Consider the following 23,548-nt stretch of genomic DNA (forward strand, 5'->3'; position numbering starts at 1 on the left):
AAGGGGCATCGCCACATGAGAAAATCGTATCACACGGCGGCGGCCCCTGCATGGGCGCGCTGACGCTGGGGCTGATCGCCGCCTTTTGCTGGGGGGTGCATGACACGTTGGTGCGCTACATTTCGCAACGGGTCGGGGTGTTCCCCTCGCTGTTTCCGGTTCTGGTGACGGGCTGTGTGATGACGGCGGTGCTGGCGGTCGGCCTCGACACCGGCAGCATAACCTCAGAGGCGGGTTGGTTTGCGATCCTGTCGGGGATCGTGTTCGGGGTGACGGGCCTGTCCTTTTACAAGGCGCTGGCGATTGGGCCTGTCCGCGTGGTTGCGCCGGTTGTCGCCAGCTTTCCCATCCTGTCGGTGGGCTGGGCCGTGCTGAACGGGCAGGCGGTGACGGGCTGGCAGTGGCTGGCCGTGCTGGTGATCGTCGCGGGCTGCGGCTTTGTCGCGGTCACCTCGGCAGAGGATGAGACCACGGGGCCAAAGGCCTCGGCTATCATCTGGTCGGTGTTGGCCGCTGTCGGCTTTGCCGCGTCCTTTGCGCTGGGACAGCTGTCGATTGCCCATGGCACCGAGATGATGGCCATTGCCATGGCGCGCATCGGGGCGGTGGCTGTTGTGGCCCTTCTGGCGCTGGTGTTGCGCCAATCGGTGATCCCGGTGCGTGGCGCGTTGCCGGTGCTGATGGTCATGGGCGTGCTCGATGCAATCGCGATCGGGGCGGTGATGCTGGCGGGCAGCTTTGCCTATCCGGCCTTTGCGTCGGTCGCGGCGTCCACCTTTGGGGTGCTGACCATCATTCTGGCAGCCGTGTTCCTGCGCGAGGCGGTGGCGCGCATCCAATGGGCCGGGATCCTCGTCGTCTTTGCCGCGATTGGCTATCTCGCGCTTTAGCGGCCCGCATAGGTCAGAAGCTGCACGTTCTTGCGTTCGCGCATCTTGGACGGGGTGACGCCATATTCGCCTTTGACCGCCTTGGTCATCGTGGTGCAGGAGCCAAAGCCCGTCGCCACCGCAATGTCGATCATGGGCAGCAGCGATTCCTCGATCATCGCGCGGGCACGTTTGACGCGCAGGCGTTTGTAGAACCGTGCGGGCGTGTCGTTGAACACCTTGCGGAACACGCGTTCGAGGTGGCGGGTCGACACGCCGACGCGGGCGGTGATGTCTTCCATCGACAAGGGCTCGTTCACCGTATCTTCCATCAGGCGGATCACCTCGGTGAGGCGGGCGTCAAACAGCCCTTCGTTGTCGGCGATGCATTTGGGCTGTTCCGCATCGCTTTTGCGGATCGTTTGCAGCAGCAGGTGATTGCCCAGTTCGGCCACTTGCGGGCTGGTAAGGTGGGGCGCGATCAGCCCGACCATGAGGTCCAGCGTCGATCCTGCACCGGCGGCGGTGATGATGCCGTCGGAGTTTTCGCTGAGATGCGTGGTGAGGTGCGGATGATAGCCGGTTTCGACCAGCGGGGTCACATCGCGCCAATGGGTCGTGACGCGCCCGGGCGGTGCCTTTGTCGCCTTGATGTAGCCGGTGGCCGCATCCGACAGCAGCACCACGCTGCGCGCCTTGCGCTGCATGGCGCGGGCGCGGGGCAGCCAGGTCGTGTTGCCGGCGTTCCTGCCCCCCACAACAATCATCATGTCGGCCAGCCTGTGATCGCCAATTGACGGTTCGCCCCGCACCAGCGCGCCCTGATCCGAGGCCACGAAACCGGGGGCATCGGTGCTGAACCGCCATTTGAACGCCTCGCGCCGCAGCAGCGTGTTGGCGGTGGCCAGCACATGGGTGACGGATGTCATTTCGAGGCCGCTGAAGCCTTTGCTGACGTAGATCTCGACCGTCTGGGTGCGGCTGTGGCCGCTGACGGACGCCGCGACGTCAAATCTGTTGTCCTGTTTGCCCATCTCAGCCTGTCCGGTCTGCGGTGATGTCGCGGCGGGGTGCCGTGGTGCGCAACAGGCTTTGCCTGCCTGCGCCGGTTTGGCGGTGGGTTTGAACGCTGTTTGTCACGCTATGTCCAAGTTCGGTTCGCGGGGTCCATGCGAACGTTGCAGAGTATTTCCCTTTGTGCAACTTTTTTCACTTTCAGTGCTGGCATTGCCGGGCCTGCGCGCGGAATGCTGCGCTGCGGCAGAATGCGCGGCTCTCAACCTGTGCCGTGGCTCATATGGTTTGGCCATGATGGTCTTGCTCACACTCGTTCTGCCTTTGCTGCTGTTGATCTGGTCGGTCTATCGGGGCTGGCCGATCCTGTTGGCGGCGCCTGTCATGGCCCTGTTGGCGGCCGGTTTGTCGGCAGAGCCGTTGATGGCCACGCTGACGCAGCGGTTCATGCCTGCGGCGGGCGGATTTGTCGTTGCATTCATGCCCTTGTTCGTTCTTGGCGCGGTCTTTGGCAAGCTGATGGAGGCGTCAGGCTCGGCCATGGCAATTGCTCGCTCCATCGTCGCCCGCCTGGGGCCTGCGCAGGCCGTGCCTGCCGTCGTGGCGTCTTGTGCGGTACTGACCTATGGCGGCGTGTCGCTGTTTGTTGTGGCCTTTGCGGTCTATCCGCTGGCCACTGCGCTGTTTCGACAGGCGGGCGTGTCGCACCGGTTGATCCCTGCGGCCATCGCGCTGGGCTCCTTTACCTTCACCATGAGCGCGCTGCCCGGATCGCCCGCAATCCAGAATGCGATTCCGATGCCCTATTTTGGCACAACCGCCTTTGCCGCGCCGGGGTTGGGCGTGATCGCGGGGGCGATCATGGCGGTGGGCGGTCTGTTCTACCTTCGCGTTGCAGCACGTTCCGGGCGTGAGCCGGGGCCCGAGACGACGCCCGCAACAGTTGTCCCAGCTGCGACGCATTTGCCGCCGCTTTGGGCCACGATCCTGCCTATACTCATGGTGTTTGCGGTGAACTGGGCGCTGTCCCGCATCATCCTGCCGCGCGTCGATCTGGCCTATCTGAGCGCGCCCGCATGGGGCAGTGCGACGCCCACGCAGGTCATCGGGGTATGGGCATTGATCGGCGCGCTGGCGCTGGCCAATGTGGTGTTGCTTGGGCTGACCTGGCGCAGGCTGGACACTCCGCAAAAGGTCCTGAGCGCAGGATCCGAAGCGGCGTTGCTGCCGCTGTTCAACACTGCCGCCCTAGTGGGGTTCGGCGCCGTCATCGCCGGGTTGTCCGCCTTTGACGTGCTCAGCGCCGCGACGCAGGACATGCCCGGCGGCGTGCTGACAAGCCTTGCCGCATCCGCCACCTTGCTTGCCGGGCTGACGGGGTCGGCCTCGGGCGGCATGTCAATCGCCCTCGACACACTGGGGGCGGAATACCTGGCCGCAGCAATCGCAGAGGGAGTGGACCCGGCAGCACTGCACCGGATCGTCGCGCTCGCAACCGGAGGTCTGGATGCATTGCCCCATAACGGCGCGGTCGTGACCTTGCTGGGCATCGCCGGACTGACGCACCGAGAAGCCTACGGCCCCATTTTCGTCGTTGCCGTAGTGATCCCCTTGGCCGCCCTGCTGGCCGCATTGGTGCTGGCGACGCATTTCGGCACGTTTTGAAGTAGGGCAGGACGCGAGGCTGTGCGGCTTGAACAACGCATTGGGAAAAGGTGGAGGCGAGTACCGGAATCGAACCGGTGTACACGGATTTGCAATCCGCTGCGTCACCACTCCGCCAACTCGCCAGCCATGGTGCGAGGCAGGCGATAGACCATTCGCTGGAGGCGCGCAAGGGCAGGGGGCGTGCAAATCGGGAATAGGCGCGTGTAGCGCGTTGCTCAGGGCCGTGGGATGTGGCACATCTAGGACCAGGATTCTGAACGAACGAGTTTAGCAGTGATGACTGACTTCGCCGCCCGCCGCACAATGATGGTCGATACACAGGTTCGCCCGTCCGATGTGACCAAATTTCCGATCATCGATGCGATGCTTTCCGTCAAGCGGGAGGACTTTGTCCCGTCCGCGCAGCGCGAAGCGGCCTATATGGGCGAGAACCTCGAGCTTGGAGGCGGGCGCGTGCTGCTCGAGCCGCGTACATTGGCCAAGATCCTCGATGCGCTCAGCATTGACCAGAACGAGCTGGTGCTGGATGTGGGCGCGGCCTTGGGTTACTCGGCGGCTGTCATCGCCCATATGGCCGAGGCTGTGGTTGCACTGGAAGAAGACGAGGACATGGCCCGCGAGGCGCAGGATGCGCTTATGTCCGCGGGCATCGACAATGTGATCACCCATGTCGGTCCGTTGCATGCAGGCGCGGCCGAACACGGCCCCTATGACGTGATCGTCGTCGAAGGCGGTGTGGCGCAGGTGCCGGATGCCTTGCTGGACCAACTCAAGGATGGTGGGCGGATTGCCTGCCTCTTCATGGACGGTGCATTGGGCGAGGTCCGCATCGGGTTCAAACTGGATGGGCGCGTATCCTGGAGGCGCGCATTCAATGCGGGCGCCCCGGTTATTGCAGGGTTCGAAAAACACGACGTATTTCAATTGTGACATCACCAAGTGCCAACAGGCGACAGGCACAGAGCAGGCAGGGGGCGCAAGACATGAGCAAATCAGACTGGAGCCGCGTTTGGCGGCACACGGCAGCGGTTTCTGCCGTCGTGTCCGTTCTGGGCGCGACGCAGAGTGCAGCGGATACCTTGGCGGATGCCCTGGTCGGTGCCTACGGCCACAGTGGCATTCTGGTGCAGAACCGAGCCCTGTTGCGTGCAGCGGACGAGGATGTTGCGATTTCGCTGGCATCGCTGCGCCCGATCATTTCCTGGACCGGGGATGTGACGCGCCAGTTTGGCGATTCAACGTCCGAATCTTCCGGCACTGTCGACGTCGATGTGGGTGAGACGACGGCAAGCATCGGCCTGTCCGCCACCTTGCAGCTGTTTGATGGCGGTGCGGATGCTGCGCGTGTCGAGGCCAACAAGGAAACCGTGCTGGCCACGCGTGCCGCACTGTTGTCCATTGAACAAAGCATTCTGCTGCGTGCGGCCGTCGCCTTTTTCAACGTCGGTCGCCAGCAGGAATTCGTGACGCTGCGCCAGAACAACCTGCGCCTGTTGCAGGAAGAACTGCGCGCCGCACAGGACCGGTTTGAAGTTGGCGAAGTAACCCGCACCGATGTGGCCCTGGCCGAAGCGGCTGTGGCCGAGGCGCGCAGCAACCTTGCATCATCGCAACGTGATCTGATCCAGGCGCAGGCCGAGTATGCCAATGCCACGGGCCGGCAGCCCGGGCGTCTGTCTGGCTTGCCCAGCCTGCCCAGCACAACGACCGACATCAGGAATGCCCAAGCCGTTGCCGTGCGCAATCATCCCGATCTGGATGAAGCGCGTCACCAGATCAAGGCGAACGAGCTTTTGGCGACGGCGGCCTTCAAGGACATGATGCCGACCATTTCGCTTTCGGGTTCTCTGAACGTGACCAGGACCCACAACAGCGACGATGCAACAGATATCGGCAGTGTTGGCGTGAACCTGTCGGGCCCGATCTACCAGGGTGGTCAGTTGTCCGCCCTCGAACGACGCGCCTTGGCGGTGCGGGATGCATCGCGTGGCAACTTGCACAATGTGCGCCACAACGTGCAACAGGACGTGGTGGACGCCATTTCCGACCTTGTTGCGGCCCGGGCAAGCCTGTCCGCCTCCGAACGTCAGATCCGCGCCGCGCGGGTGGCGTTCCAGGGTGTGCGCGAAGAGGCGACGCTGGGTGCCCGGACCACATTGGACGTGCTGGATGCCGAGCAGGACCTGCTTGATGCGGAAACCAATCGCATCTCGGCGCAGGCCGATCAGTACATCGCCGCCTATTCGGTCTTGGAATCGATGGGGCTTTTGACGGCGCAGGGCCTGAAACTGCCGGTGCAGGTTTATGACCCCGCTGCCTATTACAATCTGGTCAAGGACGGCCCGGCCAAGCAATCCAGGCAGGGCCGCCAACTGGACAACGTGATCCGGGCGCTGCAGATCGATTAAGGTTTTCAGCATAGTATTGTGCGACTCTCATGCGCGGGGTAGACTGCGCAGTGAGGCTGAGAGTGGTATAAAAAATGTCTGATCCGATGACCAACACCGAGGTGGAGGATGTTTTGGCATCCATTCGCCGCTTGGTGTCCGACGACAAGCGTCCTGAATCCGAACCGGCGCAGGCGGCTGCAACCGACAGGCTGGTGCTGACTCCGTCGCTGCGTGTGATGGACGATGATGGCGATGAGGCACCCTCTGACACCGTGACGGATGAGGACCACAGCGCCGAGGCGGTGGATGCCGACGGGCCGGAGGACGCAGGTGAGGCGGTTTCCGATGACACGGACATCAGCGATGAAGCGGAGGTCGAGACCGATATCGTGCAGATGTCGATCCATGACGCGTTTGCTGCCGAGATCGAAGACGAGCAAGCCGAAGCGGAGCCTGAAAGCGCTGTAGAGGATGCGGTGATCCTTGAGGATAACGTGATTGAGCACGAAGACTCTGCGGAACTGGAAGAGTCTGTTGATTACGACGACGACGCGGATATCGAGATGTCCGAGGGCGATGATGCCGAGGATGTTGAGCACTCAAATGCGGATGAAAACGCGCATGTCGAAGAGGCCGAGGACACAGGCCCGGACAGCGCTGAGCCTGAACAAACGCTGAGCGACAAGATCGCCGCGCTCGAAACCCTGATCGGCGGGCGCGATGAGGAATTTGAACCCGACGATCCGGGCACGGATGAATATGCCGGGACTGAACCGCCGGCCATGTCGTGGGAAGATGCGGATGAGGCGCCCGCTTACGGCGCATTTGTACATGCGCAAGCCACCCCGGACGAGGACAAGGAAAGCCAGGCGCAGATATTCTCTTCAGACGAGGATGTGCTGGACGAGGATGCCTTGCGCGAACTGGTCAGCGACATCGTGCGCGAAGAGTTGCAGGGCGCCCTGGGCGAACGCATTACGCGCAATGTGCGCAAATTGGTGCGGCGTGAAATCCACCGGGCCCTGGCCGCGCAAGAGCTTGAGTAGCGGCATAGGCTGGTGGGGGAATACACCCTGACGACGGCTGCATGAACACGCCTGCACATCTGCTGATTGGTGCGGCGTGTTTCGGTCGACCGGGCCACACACACATCCTGATCGCAGCCTTTGCCGGGGCATTGCTGCCTGACCTGTCGCTTTATGTCATGGCGGGGACAGCGCTGTTTGTGTTGGGGATCTCTCCGCAGCGGGTGTTCAACGAGCTTTACTTCTCGGATGCGTGGCAGACGGTGTTTGCCATAGACAATTCGTTCCTGCTGTGGGGGCTGCTGTTTGCGCTGGCCCTGTGGCGGGCGGCCCCTTGGGCGATTGCCCTGACCGGGGCGGCGCTGCTGCATCTGTGCCTGGATTTTCCGCTGCACCATGATGACGGGCGCCCGCATTTCTGGCCGGTCTCGGCTTGGGTGTTTGAAAGCCCGTTCAGCTATTGGGATCGCGCCCATGGGGCGATGTGGATTGCACCGCTGGAAGGGGCATTGGCACTGGGGGCTGTGGTCGTCCTGTGGCTGCGCAAGGTGCCGATCTGGGCGCTGATTGCGTCGGGCTGCCTGCTGGCGGCAGAGGTGTGGATCGTGCGCCAGTGGCTGTTCTTTTTCATCGACAGTTAGCACAAAAGAAAACGCGCCCGGCAGAGGGGCGCGTTTTCCTTAGCAGCGTATGCAGAGGGATCAGGCGGCTTCGGCCTGTTGTGCCGCATTGCGGCGCTCGGATTCTTCGCGGCTGAGGGCAACAGATGTGCGCACGCCTTTTCCGACAAATTCCATCAGGCCAGACACGACCCGTTCGTTGGGGTCGATACCCGCACAGCTCAGCACTTCGCGCCCGTCGCGCGAACGTGCCCAGCGAGCGATCTGCTCGGGCCCATTGCCATACTTCTTGTCATCGGCGATTGCATCGTCGAGGGCAGCCAGTACGACGGCTGCGAATAGTTTACGTGCACGATTGCCTTGTTCGTTATTAAAGGCAGTGCCGTCAACGAAATCTTTCATTCGTCGTCCTTCCTTTTATTCTTGCTCTTGTGTTTTCGGCGTGACGCTCGTTATGGCCTATCTGCGTCGATTCGGATACCCCGTTTTTGCATAGCACTGTTGCAAATTTTGCATATCTCTCTGCGGGTGCAGCACAGGATTTGGTTGTCTTGCCGGTTGCTCATCCCCGAGATATAGGGGGCATCAACTTTTCATCAACCTTTTGCCATGGTTTTGCCACATGCCTAAAATCAACGGAAACGAAATACGCCCCGGAAATGTGCTGGAGCACAATGACGGGTTATGGGCGGCTGTGAAGGTCGATCATGTCAAACCCGGCAAGGGCGGCGCCTTTGCCCAGGTCGAGCTGCGCAACCTGCGCAACGGGTCCAAGCTGAACGAACGCTTTCGCAGCGCCGACAAGGTCGAGCGTGTGCGCCTTGAGCAGAAGGATCAGCAGTTCCTGTACGAAAACGACGGCATGCTGGTGTTCATGGACACCGACACATACGAACAGATTGAATTGCCTGCGGAAATCCTCGGCGACCGCCGCCCGTTCCTGCAGGATGGCATGACCATCGTTGTCGAGTTCTACGAGGCCGAGGCGCTGAATGCCACGCTGCCCCAGAAGGTTGTCTGCAAGATCGTGGAGACCGAGCCCGTGGTCAAAGGCCAGACGGCGGCCAACTCGTTCAAGCCTGCGATCCTCGACAACGGGATCAAGGTGATGGTCCCCCCTTCGTCGGTCAGGACGAGGATATCGTCGTGAACACCGAAACGATGGATTACTCCGAACGCGCCTGACACGTGCGGTGGCCGGACACTGTGTCAGTTTCCGGCTTGCCGCCACGTCACCTCGGCATCGCCCGCCTGCATCGGCCCGTTTGCGCGGTCAAAGCGCAGATAGGCGATGGCCGCGTCGCCTGCGCGGCTCAGCAACGTGCCAGCCGGTTTGCCATCCGCCTTGATCTCGGTGCCCGGTGCGGCATCGCCTGAAACCGCGACCTGTGCCAAACCTTTGCGCAATGTCGTCTTGTGTTTCATCCGCGCGGTCACTTCCTGCCCGACATAACAGCCCTTGCGGAAATCGACGCCGTTCAGCGCCTCGAATCCCACTTCGAGGATGAAGGTGTCGGGGGTCAGTTCCACACCCGTTTCCGGGATCATGTGTGTGACGCGCAGGGCTGTCCAATCTACATCATCCCCTGTTTGCGCAGTCTCGCGATAGGCGCGCCAGCCGAGCGCTGCGTGCCGCGGGTCAGAAAACCCGTCGGTAGGCACATCCCCCAGCCCGCGATGCATGTGCAGGCCGCTGTCTGTGAGGTCCACGTTTGCGCGCAACTTGTACATGGACAGGCGTTGGCGCAGCGCACCGGCCTGCGCGCTGTCTGCATCCAGCAGGATGTCGTCCCCATCCGCTGCCAGAAAGAAGTCGGCCAGATACTTGCCCTGGGGGGTCAGCAGCGCGGCATAGACCAGACCCGCATCAACGCGATCCACATCATTGGTCACCAGACCTTGCAGGAAACTGCGTGTATCGGGCCCCGACACACGAAAGATATGGCGTTCTGACATCCAAAGTTCCTTTTCCACTCGGCTCTTTGCATATAACACCCATTTGCACCTTCAAAAGGGGGCTTAACGTGCCTGCGCCAGTGTCCGTCATCATCCCAACGCTCAATGCGGCGTCTGCGTTGCCTGCCTGTTTGGGCGCGCTGATGGAAGGTGTGGATGCGGCCCTGATCGCCGAGCTGATCGTCAGCGACGGCGGGTCGAGCGATGAGACTTTGCGCCTTGCGGATGCGTGGGGGGCCAATGTGTTGACCGGCCCGGCATCGCGTGGGGGGCAATTGCGGCGTGGTTGCGCGGCTGCGCGGGGCGAGTGGTTCCTGATCTTGCATGCCGACACGATGCTGGAACCGGGTTGGAGTGCAGCCGTGATCCCCCATCTCTCCGAGGCGCGCGCCGGGTACTTTCGCCTGCGCTTTGACAAGGGGGGCGCCGGTGGCCGCTTGGGCCAACCTGCGTGCGCGCCTGTTCGGCCTGCCTTACGGCGATCAGGGGTTGCTGATCCGGCGCACACTCTATGACCGGGTGGGGGGCTATCCCGATATGCCGCTGATGGAGGATGTGGCCCTTGCGCGCGCCTTGCGCGGTCAGCTGACCGCATTGGATGCAGTGGCGGTCACCAGCGCGGACAAGTATCGCCGCCAAGGGTGGCTGCGCCGGGGCGCGCGCAACTTGTGGACCCTTGCGCGATACTTTGGCGGGACGGATGTGAACGTGTTGGCGCGCCAGTACCGGCGTTAGGCACGTTTGCCCGTTTAGCCCAGAAGGCGCATGCGCAGACGGCCCAACAGACCGGGCGTTTGCGGGGTATCGCCATCATCGACGCTGCCAAGGGACTGGGCCAGGGATCTGTCGATCACGGTTTTGCCGTCCTTGAATTGCAGCCGGTAGAGATCGGCATAGATGCCGCCGCGGTTCAGCAGTTCCTCGTGGGTGCCTGCATCTTTGACTTCGCCCTGATCCATCACGATGATCTGGTCTGCGTTGCGGATCGTGGACAGGCGGTGCGCAATCACGAGGGTGGTGCGCCCTGCCGAAAGACGCTCCAGCGCGTCCTGCACGACTTTCTCCGATTGCGCGTCGAGGGCCGAGGTCGCCTCGTCCAGCAGCAACACGGGTGTGTTGCGCAAAAGGGCGCGCGCGATCACGACGCGCTGGCGCTGGCCACCGGACAGGGCAGAGCCGCGCGGGCCCACGTGGCTGTCGATGCCGTCGGGCAGGGCCGCGACAAAGTCGCTGACATGGGCCGCATCCAGCACCTCTTGCAGCCGCTCTTCGCTCACATCCGTGCGCCCGAGCAGGATGTTCTCGCGCACCGTTTCATCGAACAGCAGCGCCTCCTGGGTCACGACCGAATAGAGGCTGCGCAACTGATCCAGGTCCATCTGAGTGGTTGGAACGCCGCCCACATAGACCGTGCCGCTTTGCGGGTCGAGCAGTCGGGTCAACAGGTTGAAGATGGTGGATTTGCCGGCACCGGATGCGCCGACAAGGGCGGTGGTCTGCCCGGGCTTGGCCAGCAACGACACGCCCCTGAGGACGTGGGTGTCGCCATAGGACAGGTGCACATCCTCCATCCGGATCTCGGGCAATTCGGTTGTGGCGGGGACGGGGTTGGGCGGTGATGTGAGGGCAAGCGGGGCGTCAATCAGCTCTTTCACCCGCTCGATCGAGGCGGCAGCCGTCTGCCACAGCCCGGCAATGCCGCCCAGACGGCGCATCGGATCAAAGGCAAAGCCCATCGCGGTGAAAAAGGTCATGAACTGGCCGATGGTCTTGTCGCCCGAGATGATCTCGGACCCGCCATAGAGGATGACGGCCATGAAGCCGAGGCCAGAGATGATGTCGATCATGGCCGGGATCGCGGCACCGCCGAATGCGGTCCGCAGCTCGGCCCGATTGAAGCGGCTGGTGAGCGAGCGGTATTGCGACGCCTGATAGCGCTCGAGCGCGTTCAGCTTGACCTGCACGATGCCGTGAAACACCTCGTCCAGACGGGTGGAAAGGCTCGCGCTCAGATCGCGGGAAGTGCGCGATTGCTCACGCACATAGTTTTGCGCCATCGCCGCGGGCAGGACCAGCACGGGAATGCCGATACAGGCCAGCAGGGCCCAGACGGGATCGACGCTGATGGCCACGCCCAACAGCACGAGCAACCCCAGGAAATCGCGCCCGGCGCCGGTGATGATGGCCCGCCACACGACCGCGACGGCCCCCACATCGCCTTGCACCCGCTGAATCAGAAAGCCGGGCGGGTGCACCTGGTGAAAGGCGCCGTCCTGCAACATGATCCGGTCCAGCAGGTCAAATCGCAGATCAGCCGTTGTCTTGAGCGCGACGCGGGTCAGGATCAGCTTTTGGATCACCGAGGACGTGGCGCGGACCACGAAGATGCCGATCACGAACGCGCCCACCCAGAACAGCATGTCGCCTTCGCCCGCCACGAACACACTGTCGAACATCGGCTGCATGAGATAGCTGAGCGCCCCCAGCATCGATCCTTCGATCAACATGAAGAACACGGCGACCGACATAAGCCCGGTGTGTTTCTTGAGATATCCGTGCCAAAGCCAGCGCAGAAGAGGTCCTGAGGCGGACATGGGCTGTTCAGGCGTTTCAGGAGTTGTCACGTGTGGCATCCAAGCGGCGTCTCTGCCGCGCTCCGATCAGGTCCGTTGGTCGCAACCTCTATCGCGGGCGCTCAGCCGGGGCAAGTATGGGGCGGGCCTCTGCACCGATTGACGCGGCGCTGCGGCACGCTAGAGTCGCGCCAGACGTGCATGTGCACGAGACATCCCGGAGAGCCAGATGCCCGCCACCCCGATTGCCCGAAACGGGCGCGAATACCTTGCCATTCCAGGCCCTTCGGTGATCCCTGATGCGGTGTTGCAGGCGATGCACCGCGCCGCCCCGAACATCTATGCCGGCGCGTTGGTGGATATTGCGGCCAGTCTGGTGCCGGACCTGCGGCGCGTGGCCCGCACGGACGGTGATGTGGCCATGTATATCGGCAACGGCCATGCCGCGTGGGAGGCGGCGTTGGCGAACACGATCGCGCCGGGCGACACGGTGCTGGTGCCCGCCACGGGGCGTTTTGGCCACGGCTGGGGCGATATGGCCGAGGGTCTCGGGGCAAAGGTCGATATCCTCGATTTCGGCAAGCGCGCCCCCATGGACATGGAGCGGATCGCAGAAACGTTGCGCGCCGACAAAGGCCACCGGATCAAGGCGGTGCTGGCCGTGCATGTGGATACGTCGACCTCGGTGCGCAATGACATTGCGGCCCTGCGCGCGGTGATGGACGAGGTTGGTCATCCGGCCCTGTTGATGGCCGATTGCATTGCTTCACTTGGCTGCGACGTCTTTGAAATGGATGCCTGGGGTGTCGATGTGATGGTTGCGGGCTGCCAGAAGGGGCTGATGGTGCCGCCCGGCATGGCCTTTGTCTTTTTCAACGCCAAGGCCCAAGGTGCGCGCGCCGCGATGCCCCGCGTCAGCCGCTATTGGGATTGGCAGCCGCGCGCGAACCCGGACGAGTTTTTCATGTATTGGAACGGCACCGCGCCGACGCACCATCTATATGGTCTGCGCACCGCGCTCGACATGCTGCACGGCGAGGGGATCGAGGCTGTCTGGCGCCGTCACGGGCTGTTGGCCCGCGCCATCTGGGCGGCGTGCGAGACTTGGCGGCAGACAGGACCGCTGGAGTTGAACGTGACGGACGCTGCGCATCGCAGCACTGCCGTGACCGCGCTGCGCCTCGGCGCACCCCATGGCACGGCCTTGCGCGACTGGGTGGAACAGCACCTGGGCCTGACGCTTGGCATTGGTCTGGGCATGGCGCCACCGGGCGATCCGGCCTGGCACGGGTTCTTCCGTCTGGGCCATATGGGCCATGTCAACGGGCACATGATCATGGGGCTTCTTGGCGGGATCGAGGCGGGGCTGACCGCGCTGGATATCCCGCACGGGTCCGGCGCGCTGGAGGCTGCGGCCGGTGAGATCGCAGCGGGTTAGAACGACTTGCCCCGTCGGATCGAGGCTGCCTGACGCTGGGCGGCCCAGGCCTTGCCGCGTTCGATCAGGTGGTTGACGCCAAGACCCAGCAACACGGCGGCAATCAGGCCCCAGATGGCCCAGATTGCTACCAATACCCACGTGATGTTCACGCCGAACATGACGATACAGGCGCTTGTGTAATTGGGTGCGCGACCCGTGTGGTGATCGTCCATGACATCCCCGATCTTACCGCGTCTCGGGTCGAGTATAATGCGCCGCGCGGCGCTGTCAGCCCCCTTGCGCCTCTGCCAGCGCCAGCGGCAGGGCGGCGCCAAAGGCGTCGAGATCGGCGGGCGTGCCGCAACTGACCCGGATGCAGCGGTTTTGCGGCGCAGCAAAGGGCATGCGCACAAAGATGCCGCGCGCGATCAGCCCGTCGAGCACGGCCTTGGCAAAAGCGCCGTCGCGCCCGCAGTCGATGGCCACGAAATTGGCAGCAGAGGGCAGGGCCGTCAGGCCATTCTCCGTCGCGATCCGGGCGATCCGGGCGCGGGCACCCGCGATCTGGCCGAGCACATGGGCGAGGTGGTCGTGATCGGCGAGCGCCGACAGCGCCCCGGCTTGGGCCGCGCGATTCATGCCGAAATGGTTGCGCACCTTGTTGAACGCGTCGATCAGCGGCGCCGCCCCAAGCGCATAACCCACCCGCGCACCGGCCATGCCATAGGCCTTTGAAAAGGTGCGCATGCGGATCACGCGAGGATCATCTGGCGCAATGTTAGGCGCCGTGCCTGCGGGGGCGCAGTCGATATAGGCCTCATCCAGAACCAGCAATGTGGCTTCGGGCAGATCGTCGAGCGCGCGCAGCAGTGTCACCCCGTCATGCCATGTGCCCATCGGGTTGTCGGGGTTGGAGAGGTAGACAAGTTTTGCACCCACCTCTCGCGCCTTGGCGAACAGTGCACCGGGGTCTTCGTGATCGTCGCGGTAGGGCACCTTGTGCAAGGTGCCGCCAAAGCCTGCCACGTGGTAGTTGAAGGTGGGGGTAGGCGCCGTCGGACGTCACCACGTGATCGCCGGGGCCGACAAACAGCCGCACGAGGTATCCCAGAAGTCCGTCGATCCCTTCGCCCACCATGATGTGGTCGGGCGTTGTGCCGAGATGTGTGGCGAGCGCGGCGCGCAGGTCGTGGTTTTCGGGGTCGCCGTATTTCCAGTGATCGGCCTCGGCCATGGCCTTGATCGCCTGTGGTGAGGGGCCATAGACGCTTTCATTGGCGCCGATACGGGCCTGAAAGGTTTGGCCCATCTGGGGTTCCTGCGCCTCGGGGCCGACGAAGGGCACGGTCGAGGGCAGGCTGGCGGCGAGCGGGGTCAGGCGGAAATCTGTCATGGGCGAGGGGTAGCGCGCCCTGTGCGGCGGGGCAAGGATTTGGCGTTTTGCCTGTGCGCTCCTATATTGAGAATCGTTCGCAACTAGAGGGGCGCGAGATGGCAAAGATGACGAGACGCGGGTTTCTGGCAACGGCTGCCGCCGCGGGGGCGGTGCGCGCGGTGCCGGGTGCGGCGCTGCGATCGGGTAGCGGACGACGCATCCTGACGCTTGTCTATGACAAGGGTCTCGGGATGATGCGCGCCGTCGAACGCGTGGTGCCCTGACGTTTTGCTGGCATGGCGGGGCGCGATGCGCTTGGGTGGGGCAAAGAGGAGATTTGCCCCATGTCCGACAGCCCCCGTGTCACCGTCACCTATGAAAACCACATCGCTCATGTGCGCCTGACCCGCGCCGACAAGATGAACGCCGTCGATCAGGCGATGATCGATGCGGTGATTGCGGCAGGCAATGAAGTGGCCGCGTCGGATGCGCGCGTCTGCGTGATCTCGGGCGAGGGCAAGGGATTTTGCGCGGGCATTGATGTCAGCGGCCTCAGCGCCATGATTGGCAAGGATCCGGGTGACTTGCTGATGCCGCGCACCCATGGCGAGGGCACCACCAACCAGTGGCAGGAGGTTGCGATGGTTTGGACCCGCGTGCCCGTGCCGGTGATCGTGGCCATTCATGGGGTGTGCTTCGGGGCCGGGCTGCAACTGGCGCTGGGGGGCGACATCCGTATTGCCGCGCCGGATGCGCAACTGGCGGTAATGGAGATGAAGTGGGGCATTGTGCCGGATATGGGCGGCATGGTGCTGCTGCCCCGTCTCGTGCGCAGTGACGTATTGCGCAAGCTCACCTATACCGCGACGCCCGTTTCTGCCGAGAAGGCAGAGGCTTGGGGGCTGGTGACGGAACTGGCGGAGGACCCGCTTGCCGCAGCGATGGATCTGGCAGGGGAGTTGGCTTTGAAATCGCCTTCGGCCCTGCGCGCGGCCAAGGCGTTGGTGGGCTATGCAGAGACGCATGCGCCCGACGACGTGTTGCTGGAGGAGAGCCGGGTGCAGGCGGCGTTGATCGGCAAGCCGCACCAGATGGAGGTTATCGCGGCCACGTTTCAGAAGCGGCCGCCGAATTTCGGGTGAGAGACGTCTGATCAAATAGCCGCGCTAAGGCGCGACACTTTTTGTTTGATTGGGGCGCTGCCCCAAACCCCGGAGTTTATCTGGCAAGATGAAGGGGATCAGAGCTCCTTGAGGCGGGTGAGGGCCTCTTGCAGCTTGCTTTCTTCCTCTTCGCGCAAAGCGAGGTTGGCCTTGGTTTCTTCGACCACTTCGGGCGGTGCGCTTGCGGCAAATTTGGGGTTCTTGAGCCGTCCGCGCAGGCCGCCAAGTTCCTTGGCAAGTTTACCGAGGGTCTTTTCTAGCCGCGCGATTTCTTCGCCCACGTCGATGACGTCTGCCAGCGGCAGGCCGAAGCTACCGCCCGAGACAGCGAGAGCGACGGTGCCTTTGGGGAAGTCGTCGGTTTCCGTCAGGCTTTCGAGGCGGGCAAAGCGGTGGATGAGCGCCTTGTTGCGGTCATAGGCCGCTTTGGCCTGTGCTTCGAACCCTTTGACCACGCACGGCACGTAGGCACCCGCAGGCACGTGCATCTGGGCGCGGGCGGAGCGGATGGCTTCGATCAACCTGATCACCCAGTTGAGTTCGGCGTCGGCCTCTGCATCCACCAGATCGCTGGTGTAGGTGGGCCAGTCGGCGTGGATCAGTTGCTTGGGCCTTGCTTTTTGCCCCCACAGCTCTTCGGTGATGAAGGGCATGATCGGGTGCAGCAGGATCAGGCATTGATCGAGCGCCCAGGCATAGGTGGCCCTGGTTTCCGCGATTTCGTCCTCGGTCCCTTCGTCGAAGATGGGTTTGGTGAATTCCAGGTACCAGTCGCAGAACGTGTTCCAGGTGAAGGCGTAGAGTGCGCTTGCCGCGTCGTTGAAGCGGTAGTCGGTGAGGGCCTGATCGACTGTCTCCCGCGTCTTGGCGATCTCGCCTTTGATCCAGCGGTTGAGCGGGTGTTTGGTGTCGGGGACTGTATCCTCATGGGGCAGATCGAACACGCCGCGCATGTCGCCGTAGCTGGTGGCGTTCCAAAGCTTGGTGCCGAAGTTGCGGTAGCCTGCGATGCGCTGGGTGTCGAGTTTGAGTGTGCCACCGAGCGAGGCCATGGCAGCCGAGGCAAAGCGCAGCGCGTCGGCGCCGTATTCGTCGATCAGGTCGAGCGGGTCGACGACGTTGCCGGTCGACTTGCTCATCTTCTTGCCCTTGGCGTCGCGCACGAGCCCGTGGAGGTAGACGGTGTCGAAGGGTTTTTCGCCCGTGACGGCGTATTGCATCATCATCATGCGGGCGACCCAGAAGAACAGGATGTCCTGCCCGGTGATGAGGTCGGAGGTGGGGAAGTATTTTTGCAGTTCGTCCGTGTCCGCGGGCCAGCCTAGGGTGCCTATGGGCCAGAGGCCGGAGGAGAACCATGTGTCTAGGACGTCGGGGTCGCGGTAGAGGTATACAGGATCGACTTCGACTGCTTTTTCTAAGCCCAGCCACTGGCCGATTTCATTATCTGGTTCAATCGTTGCAGTAGGGTCTTCGTAGCCTATCGCTGCGTCCCGGTTCTTAACTTCGCCAGCCACAACTAACGACGGCTTGTAACCATCATAGTATTTCTGCGCCTGCTGCCACGCTTCTTTGAAAGTCGCTCCGCAAAAGGCAATGGGCTCGTCCCAGTTTTCCCAAGGTTGGCCGTTCGTTCGTATGCTTGGTCCATACCAAACCGGGATCTGGTGGCCCCACCACAGTTGGCGCGAGATGCACCAGGGCTCGATGTTTTCGAGCCAGTGGTAATAGACCTTTTCCCCGCTCTCGGGCAGGATTTTGACGTCGCCGTTGCGCACTGCATCCAGCGCGGGGCCGACGATCTTGTCGGTGTCCACGAACCATTGGTCGGTGAGCAGGGGTTCGATGACCACTTTGGAGCGGTCGCCGAAGGGCTGCATGATGGGTTTGTTTTCGACGTAAGGGCGGGTTTCGGTGACGTCATTGCCGTCCGCGTCCGTTGTCGTCACGGTCTCCATGACCGCGTTGCCCTCGGCCGTGATGTCGGCGACGACAGCCTTGCGCGCGTCCTCACGTGTCATGCCGCGATACTCATCCGGCACAAGGTTCATCGCGGCAATCATTGCCTCGTCAAACTGCTGTTCTCCCTTGGCGATGGCTTGGGCTGCGGCGGCCTCTTCTGCGTAGGGTTTGCCGTCGGCGCGCATGTTCGCCTTTGTGTCCATCAGGTTATACATCGGGATGCCGCCGCGTTTGGCCACCTGATAGTCGTTGAAGTCGTGCGCGCCCGTGATCTTGACCGCGCCCGAGCCGAAGTCGGGGTCGGGGTATTCGTCGGTGATGATGGGGATCAGGCGACGGTGCTCTTTTGGCCCGGCGGGAATTTCGCAAAGTTTTCCGACGATTGGCGCATACCGTTCATCGGATGGGTGAACCGCAACGGCCCCATCACCCAGCATGGTTTCGGGCCGCGTCGTGGCGATGGAGATATAGTCGCGGGTTTCGCGCAGCGTTTCATTTCCGTCGGCGTCTTTCTCGACATATTCATAGGTGGCACCGCCCGCGAGCGGGTACTTGAAATGCCACATGTGTCCCGCAACTTCGGTGTTCTCGACCTCGAGATCAGAGATCGCCGTTTCGAAATGCGGGTCCCAATTGACCAGACGCTTGCCGCGATAGATCAGGCCCTGGTTGTACATCTCGACGAACACCTTGATGACGGCGTCGTGGAAGTTCCCTTCCTCCCCGCGGGCGCGCCGGGGGCGCCGGACATGGTGAACGCCTCGCGCGACCAGTCGCAGGAGGCGCCCAGCCGTTTGAGCTGGCCCTTGATCGTGCCGCCACTCTCGGCCTTCCACTCCCAGATCTTCTTGACGAACTCCTCGCGTGACATGTCGGTGCGGCGCATGTTGCTGTCTTGGGCCAGTTGGCGTTCGACCACCATTTGCGTGGCGATGCCTGCATGGTCCGTGCCGGGCTGCCAGAGCGTGTCGAACCCGCGCATGCGGTGCCAGCGCACCAGCACGTCCTGCAACGTGTTGTTGAACGCGTGGCCCATGTGCAGGACGCCGGTGACATTGGGGGGCGGGATCATGACGCTATAGGTGGCCGCGTCGGTGCGCGCGTTGGCGCCCGCGGCGAAACAGCCCTGTTCCTCCCACTTCGTGTAAATGCGGGCCTCGACCTCGGATGCGTTGAATTTACCCAGTGCCATGATGCGTGGCCCCCTTTGTGCGTTGGGGCGTGAGATAGCCGCGAGGGACGGTGAAGGGAAGGGGGTTTTGGTGGGTCGGGGGCTAGGGTAGCTTTGCAGGCATGAAAGACTTTACCGACGGGCCTGCGCCCGGCTTTTTCCGGCTGTGGTGGCGCAAGGGTGCCGCGTTTGCGCTTATCCTTGCCGTGGCCACGGGCATAAGTACTTTTGGCAGCTATCAGAGCCTGAAGCTTGGGCTGGCCTTTGATGCCCGGGGTGTTGAGGGCATTGCAACCGCAACTGACCGTCGCAAACAAACTGTGCGCCGCAATGACAGTACGGAAACCGATTACTACGTGACCTTTGACTACGACGTGCAGGGCACGGTTGTCTCTGTCGAGCGGAAGGTGAGCCGGAGCCTTTACCGCGCCCTGACGCCGGGGGCGACGCGCGCCATCCGCTATTTGCCGGAAAACCCGCGCCGGATGGAGCATACGATCGGCACGACGTGGGAAGATGGGCAGGTGATGCGCTGGCTGGCGCTTGTCTTTGGGCTTGCCTGTTTGGGCGCGTTCTGGTGGACGGCCCGTCCTGCCATCGAGGCGATCCGCGCCCGACAGTACGGCCGCGCCGAATGGGCGAAGGTCTTGTATGTGGATGAGCGCAAGCAGCGCACGAAAAAAGGCACATCCACCAGCTATGTGTTGGTTTGGCGGGACGAACGGGGTGTGCAGGGGGAAAGCCTGCCCTCTGGCTCGAACACGCGTTACTTCAGATACGGCCCGACATCTGACATCGAGGTCTATCGCGACAGCCGGGGCAAAACCTGGTGGGTCGGAGACGTCGGCCCCCGTGCCTCGACACCGACGGTGCCGTCCGTAGGTAAATCCTAGTCGTTTCCGGCTCTGGACACTGCCTCGCCATCCGCTAGGTTCGCCCTTGATCACTGCCCCTCCAGCCATAGGAGTTCCCCATGGAAAAGTTCGGAAAAAGCCAACCTGTCACACGTCGCGAGGACGTGCGGTTTTTGACTGGAGAGGGGCGCTATGTGGATGACATTGCGCCCGATGGCGCATTGCAGACATTCGTGTTCCGCTCGCCCGTGGCCCATGCCGTTATCACCGAACTGGACGTGACGGATGCGCGCGAGGCCGATGGTGTCCATGCCGTTTACACGTTGGCCGATCTGGAGGCTGCGGGCATGGCTGTCGGCATGCGCGGGGCCACGATGAAGAACCGTGACGGCTCGCAAGGCGCCGCACCCGAGCGTCCCATTCTGGCGCGGGATCGGCTGCGCTTCGTGGGCGAACCCGTGGCCGTCATCGTCGCCGACACCATGGCGCAGGCGCGCGATGCGGCCGAGATGATTGTGCTCGACTACGACGACCTGCCCGCCAAGATGGATATGGATGCGGGCGGAGAGACCCTGCACCCCGAAGCGCCCGACAATGTGGCCTATGATTGGGAGATGGGCGATGCGGCGGCCTGTGACGCCGTGTTCGACAAAGCCGCCCGGGTGGTGAGCCTGGATGTGGGCGACAACCGCATCATCGTGAACTCGATGGAGCCGCGCGGCTGTTATGCAGAGATGGAGGGCGACCGCTTTCACGTCGCCATCAACGGGCAGGGCGTGTGGGGGCCCAAAGAGCAACTGGCAGAGGCGCTGAACGTCGAAGCAGAGATGATCCGCGTGACCAACCCCGACACCGGCGGCGGCTTTGGCATGAAGGGGATGATGTACCCCGAATACTTCGTGCTGGCCCACGCGGCGCGCGATCTGAGCCGGCCCGTGCGCTGGATGTCGGAACGCACCGAGGCGATGCTGAGCGACAATGCGGGGCGCGATCTGACCTCGCTGACGGAACTTGCCTTTGACGAAGGCAACCGCATCATTGGCTACCGTGTGCTGACCAAGGCCAACATGGGGGCCTACAACTCGCAATTCGCGCAAGCGATCCAGACACAACTGTTTTCCCGTGTCTTGATGGGCGTTTACGACGTGCAGACGACCTATCTGCGCTCGATCGGCTATTACACCAACACCACGCAGGTCGATGCCTATCGCGGCGCGGGACGGCCCGAGGCGATCTATATCCTCGAACGCGCCATGGACCGTGCTGCGCGCGAGTTGGGGGTTGATCCGCTGGAGCTGCGCCGCATCAATTTTATCAAGCCGCACCAGTTCCCCTATGCCACCACCGTAGGCGAGACCTATGATGTGGGGGATTTCGACAAGGTGTTGAGCAGGGCCGAAGCCGAGGCTGATCTGGCCGGTTTTGCTGCGCGCAAGGCGGCGGATGCGGAGCGTGGCCTGCTGCGCGGTCTGGGCCTGTGTTACTATATCGAAAGCATTTTGGGCGACCCTACCGAAAGCACCAAGGTTGAGTTTACCGATGAGGGGCGCGTGAACATCTATGTCGGCACACAAAGCAACGGGCAGGGGCACGAAACCGTCTATGCCCAGTTCCTGAGCGATCAGACCGGCGTACCGGTCGACATGATCGACGTGGTGCAGGGCGACAGCGACCGTATCAAGGTAGGCGGCGGCACGGGCGGCTCGCGCTCGGTCACGGTGCAGAACAATGCGACGCTCTATACGGTCGAGGCCATGACGGAGGTGTTTACCGCATTCCTGAGCGAGGAAATGGGAGTGCCAGCCGCCGAAATCACCTTTGATGATGAGCGGTTTCGTGCAGAGGGGTCGAACATGACCCCGACCATGCTGGAAGTTGCCGAGATGGCCCGAGACAAGGGCCGGGACGATCTGATGGTGCATGAACGTCGCGTCCAGCTGGAAGCGCGCAGCTTTCCCAACGGGTGCCATGTTTCAGAAATCGTGATCGATCCTGATACCGGCGTGACGACTGTGGATCGCTACACCGTCGTGGACGATTTTGGTAATCTTATCAATCCTATGCTGGCCGAAGGTCAAGTGCACGGCGGCGTCGTTCAGGGCATCGGCCAGGCGCTGACAGAGCATGTGCAGTTCGATGAGGATGGCCAATTGCTCACGGCAACGTTCATGGACTACGCCTTGCCCCGGGCGGATGACGTTCCCATGATTGGGTTCACGTCTGAACCGGTGCCGTCTACGGCGAATATCATGGGCATGAAGGGTTGCGGCGAGGCTGGAACAGTCGGGGCGTTGGCAGCGGTGGCCAATGCGGTGCAAGATGCGTTGTGGGACCACGGCGTGCGCCAGGCGGACATGCCATTTACACCGGTGAAGGTTTGGGAATTGCTGAGGAATGATCCTATCGCGGCTGAATAAATCCATCGCGCACTGGCTGCAAAGCCGGTTCGGGAAAGGATTGCCGGAGGTTCAGCCTCCGGCCCGCGGCAGTACGATCCATGTCATCATCATCGACGGCACGATGTCGACGCTCGAGCCTGGCGAAGAGACCAATGCAGGTCTGACCGCCAAGCTGCTAGGCGAAATGGGCAGCGAAGTATCGCTTTATTACGAACCGGGCCTGCAGTGGTCCGAGTGGCGGCGGGCAGGCGACGTGATCTTTGGCCGGGGGATCAATCGCCAGATTCGGCGCGCCTATGGCTACCTTGCCTCGCGCTATCGGCCCGGCGACCGGATTTTCCTGTTTGGCTATTCGCGTGGGGCCTATGCAGTGCGCTCATTGGCGGGGATCATCGACCGGGTGGGGCTGCTCAAGGCCGAGGCCGCGACCGAGCGCAATATCCGCGATGCCTATCGCCATTACGAATGCACGCCTGACAGCGACGCCGCCACGATCTTTGCCCGCAACAACTGCCACGAGACCGTCGAGATCGAGATGATCGGGGCCTGGGACACGGTAAAATCGCTGGGGCTGAACATGCCCTATCTGTGGCGCCTGAGCGCGCCGCGCCATGCCTTTCACAACCACCACTTGGGCAAGTCGGTCAAGCGCGGCTTTCACGCGCTGGCCCGCAACGAGACGCGGGTCGCCTATGCGCCGGTGATGTGGGATTCGACGCAGGACTGGGACGGGCATTTGGTGCAGATGTGGTTTCGCGGCACCCACGGTGATGTGGGCGGACATCTGACGGGCTACACGGCGGCGCGCCCCTTGGCCAATATCCCGCTGGTCTGGATGCTGGAACAGGCAGAGGGCTGCGACCTGCCCCTTCCCGACGGGTGGGCGGACCGGTTTGAACAGGATGCCCAAGCGCCTTCGGTGGGCACGTTCCGGGGCCTGGGGCGCTGGTTCATCACCCGCAAGCCCCGTGCCGTTGGTCTTGACCCGTCCGAGCGTGTGCACCCGTCGGTCGCGCAATCCCCGGCCCCGCGCAGTTGGGGCGAATGGGTATCAGATATGCGCGGCACCGGGGCGGATGCCCACTAGCC

The 23,548-nt window shown here is 62.8% G+C and carries 19 protein-coding genes, 1 tRNA gene and 3 pseudogenes; 14 read left to right on the forward strand and 9 right to left on the reverse strand.

What is annotated here, in order from left to right:
- The first annotated feature begins 50 nt into the window (after positions 1-50).
- Positions 51-890 (forward strand): EamA family transporter, encoded by an 840-nt coding sequence (locus ACMHLQ_RS19335; protein WP_415402315.1) that lies wholly within the window; start codon positions 51-53, stop codon positions 888-890.
- Here ACMHLQ_RS19335 and ACMHLQ_RS19340 read toward each other — a convergent pair.
- Positions 887-1,903, reverse strand: coding sequence for a GlxA family transcriptional regulator (locus ACMHLQ_RS19340; protein WP_415402316.1), 1,017 nt, complete (start codon positions 1,901-1,903; stop codon positions 887-889). The genes ACMHLQ_RS19335 and ACMHLQ_RS19340 overlap by 4 nt on opposite strands.
- A gap of 274 nt (positions 1,904-2,177) precedes the next feature.
- Between ACMHLQ_RS19340 and ACMHLQ_RS19345 the strand changes: the two genes are divergently transcribed.
- Positions 2,178-3,548, forward strand: a complete 1,371-nt coding sequence (locus ACMHLQ_RS19345; RefSeq protein WP_415402317.1) for a GntP family permease — start codon at positions 2,178-2,180, stop codon at positions 3,546-3,548.
- 51 nt (positions 3,549-3,599) lie between these two features.
- Here ACMHLQ_RS19345 and ACMHLQ_RS19350 read toward each other — a convergent pair.
- Positions 3,600-3,673 (reverse strand) — tRNA-Cys (locus tag ACMHLQ_RS19350).
- A 154-nt stretch (positions 3,674-3,827) separates the two neighbouring features.
- Between ACMHLQ_RS19350 and ACMHLQ_RS19355 the strand changes: the two genes are divergently transcribed.
- The 4 genes from ACMHLQ_RS19355 to ACMHLQ_RS19370 all read left to right on the forward strand — a co-directional run bounded on the left by ACMHLQ_RS19355 (position 3,828) and on the right by ACMHLQ_RS19370 (position 7,607).
- Entirely contained in the window at positions 3,828-4,481 is a 654-nt protein-coding gene (locus tag ACMHLQ_RS19355; protein ID WP_415402318.1) for a protein-L-isoaspartate O-methyltransferase family protein, read from the forward strand.
- Between the two features lie 53 nt (positions 4,482-4,534).
- Entirely contained in the window at positions 4,535-5,959 is a 1,425-nt protein-coding gene (locus ACMHLQ_RS19360; RefSeq protein ID WP_415402319.1) for a TolC family outer membrane protein, read from the forward strand.
- Positions 5,960-6,033: 74 nt separating this feature from the next.
- Positions 6,034-6,987: a hypothetical protein gene (locus tag ACMHLQ_RS19365; protein ID WP_415402320.1), complete on the forward strand. Its 954-nt coding sequence runs from the start codon at positions 6,034-6,036 to the stop codon at positions 6,985-6,987.
- Positions 6,988-7,028: 41 nt separating this feature from the next.
- On the forward strand, positions 7,029-7,607 hold the full coding sequence (locus ACMHLQ_RS19370) for a cobalamin biosynthesis protein CobQ (protein WP_415402321.1): 579 nt from the start codon (positions 7,029-7,031) through the stop codon (positions 7,605-7,607).
- A gap of 60 nt (positions 7,608-7,667) precedes the next feature.
- Here ACMHLQ_RS19370 and ACMHLQ_RS19375 read toward each other — a convergent pair whose 3' ends face one another.
- Positions 7,668-7,988, reverse strand: a complete 321-nt coding sequence (locus ACMHLQ_RS19375; RefSeq protein WP_089420757.1) for a DUF6280 family protein — start codon at positions 7,986-7,988, stop codon at positions 7,668-7,670.
- A gap of 220 nt (positions 7,989-8,208) precedes the next feature.
- On the opposite strand from ACMHLQ_RS19375, the pseudogene efp reads away from it, so the two are divergent.
- Positions 8,209-8,771 (forward strand): annotated as a pseudogene (efp, locus tag ACMHLQ_RS19380) (elongation factor P).
- A 24-nt stretch (positions 8,772-8,795) separates the two neighbouring features.
- Here efp and ACMHLQ_RS19385 read toward each other — a convergent pair.
- Positions 8,796-9,542, reverse strand: coding sequence for a YgfZ/GcvT domain-containing protein (locus ACMHLQ_RS19385; protein WP_415402322.1), 747 nt, complete (start codon positions 9,540-9,542; stop codon positions 8,796-8,798).
- 68 nt (positions 9,543-9,610) lie between these two features.
- Here ACMHLQ_RS19385 and ACMHLQ_RS19390 point away from each other — a divergent pair.
- Positions 9,611-10,277, forward strand: a pseudogene (locus ACMHLQ_RS19390) (TIGR04283 family arsenosugar biosynthesis glycosyltransferase).
- A 14-nt stretch (positions 10,278-10,291) separates the two neighbouring features.
- Here the strand turns inward: ACMHLQ_RS19390 and ACMHLQ_RS19395 are convergent.
- Positions 10,292-12,136, reverse strand: coding sequence for an ABC transporter ATP-binding protein (locus tag ACMHLQ_RS19395; RefSeq protein ID WP_415402323.1), 1,845 nt, complete (start codon positions 12,134-12,136; stop codon positions 10,292-10,294).
- Between the two features lie 208 nt (positions 12,137-12,344).
- On the opposite strand from ACMHLQ_RS19395, the gene ACMHLQ_RS19400 reads away from it, so the two are divergent.
- Complete coding sequence (locus ACMHLQ_RS19400) at positions 12,345-13,553, forward strand: pyridoxal-phosphate-dependent aminotransferase family protein (protein ID WP_415402324.1); 1,209 nt, start codon at positions 12,345-12,347, stop codon at positions 13,551-13,553.
- On the opposite strand, the gene ACMHLQ_RS19405 is transcribed toward ACMHLQ_RS19400, so the two are convergent.
- The gene (locus ACMHLQ_RS19405) at positions 13,550-13,768 is read right to left on the reverse strand and encodes a hypothetical protein (RefSeq protein ID WP_415402325.1); all 219 of its coding nucleotides are present in this window, start codon (positions 13,766-13,768) and stop codon (positions 13,550-13,552) included. The genes ACMHLQ_RS19400 and ACMHLQ_RS19405 overlap by 4 nt on opposite strands.
- Positions 13,769-13,823: 55 nt before the next feature.
- Positions 13,824-14,928: pseudogene (locus ACMHLQ_RS19410) on the reverse strand (pyridoxal phosphate-dependent aminotransferase).
- Positions 14,929-15,026: 98 nt separating this feature from the next.
- Here ACMHLQ_RS19410 and ACMHLQ_RS19415 point away from each other — a divergent pair.
- Together ACMHLQ_RS19415 and ACMHLQ_RS19420 are read left to right on the forward strand one after the other, a co-directional pair.
- Positions 15,027-15,194: a Tat pathway signal protein gene (locus ACMHLQ_RS19415; RefSeq protein ID WP_415402326.1), complete on the forward strand. Its 168-nt coding sequence runs from the start codon at positions 15,027-15,029 to the stop codon at positions 15,192-15,194.
- A 60-nt stretch (positions 15,195-15,254) separates the two neighbouring features.
- Positions 15,255-16,052 carry a crotonase/enoyl-CoA hydratase family protein gene (locus ACMHLQ_RS19420; RefSeq protein WP_415402327.1) on the forward strand — a complete coding sequence of 266 codons (798 nt, stop codon included), beginning with the start codon at positions 15,255-15,257 and terminating at the stop codon, positions 16,050-16,052.
- A 98-nt stretch (positions 16,053-16,150) separates the two neighbouring features.
- Here the strand turns inward: ACMHLQ_RS19420 and ACMHLQ_RS19425 are convergent, their stop codons facing one another.
- Together ACMHLQ_RS19425 and ACMHLQ_RS19430 are read right to left on the reverse strand one after the other, a co-directional pair.
- A complete protein-coding gene (locus ACMHLQ_RS19425) occupies positions 16,151-18,712 on the reverse strand; it encodes a valine--tRNA ligase (RefSeq protein WP_415402328.1) in 2,562 nt (853 codons plus the stop codon).
- Positions 18,694-19,227 carry a class I tRNA ligase family protein gene (locus tag ACMHLQ_RS19430; RefSeq protein ID WP_415402329.1) on the reverse strand — a complete coding sequence of 178 codons (534 nt, stop codon included), beginning with the start codon at positions 19,225-19,227 and terminating at the stop codon, positions 18,694-18,696. The genes ACMHLQ_RS19425 and ACMHLQ_RS19430 overlap by 19 nt, the downstream gene beginning before the upstream one ends.
- 101 nt (positions 19,228-19,328) lie before the next feature.
- On the opposite strand from ACMHLQ_RS19430, the gene ACMHLQ_RS19435 reads away from it, so the two are divergent.
- From ACMHLQ_RS19435 to ACMHLQ_RS19445, 3 genes are all read left to right on the forward strand, one after another.
- Positions 19,329-20,099: a DUF3592 domain-containing protein gene (locus ACMHLQ_RS19435; protein ID WP_415402330.1), complete on the forward strand. Its 771-nt coding sequence runs from the start codon at positions 19,329-19,331 to the stop codon at positions 20,097-20,099.
- 80 nt (positions 20,100-20,179) lie between these two features.
- Positions 20,180-22,477 carry a xanthine dehydrogenase family protein molybdopterin-binding subunit gene (locus tag ACMHLQ_RS19440; RefSeq protein ID WP_415402331.1) on the forward strand — a complete coding sequence of 766 codons (2,298 nt, stop codon included), beginning with the start codon at positions 20,180-20,182 and terminating at the stop codon, positions 22,475-22,477.
- The gene (locus ACMHLQ_RS19445) at positions 22,455-23,546 is read left to right on the forward strand and encodes a DUF2235 domain-containing protein (RefSeq protein WP_415402332.1); all 1,092 of its coding nucleotides are present in this window, start codon (positions 22,455-22,457) and stop codon (positions 23,544-23,546) included. The genes ACMHLQ_RS19440 and ACMHLQ_RS19445 overlap by 23 nt, the downstream gene beginning before the upstream one ends.
- Positions 23,547-23,548: the final 2 nt, after the last annotated feature.

Source organism: Tateyamaria algicola, from assembly GCF_047715485.1.
In the GTDB taxonomy this organism is placed as follows: Bacteria; Pseudomonadota; Alphaproteobacteria; order Rhodobacterales; family Rhodobacteraceae; genus Tateyamaria.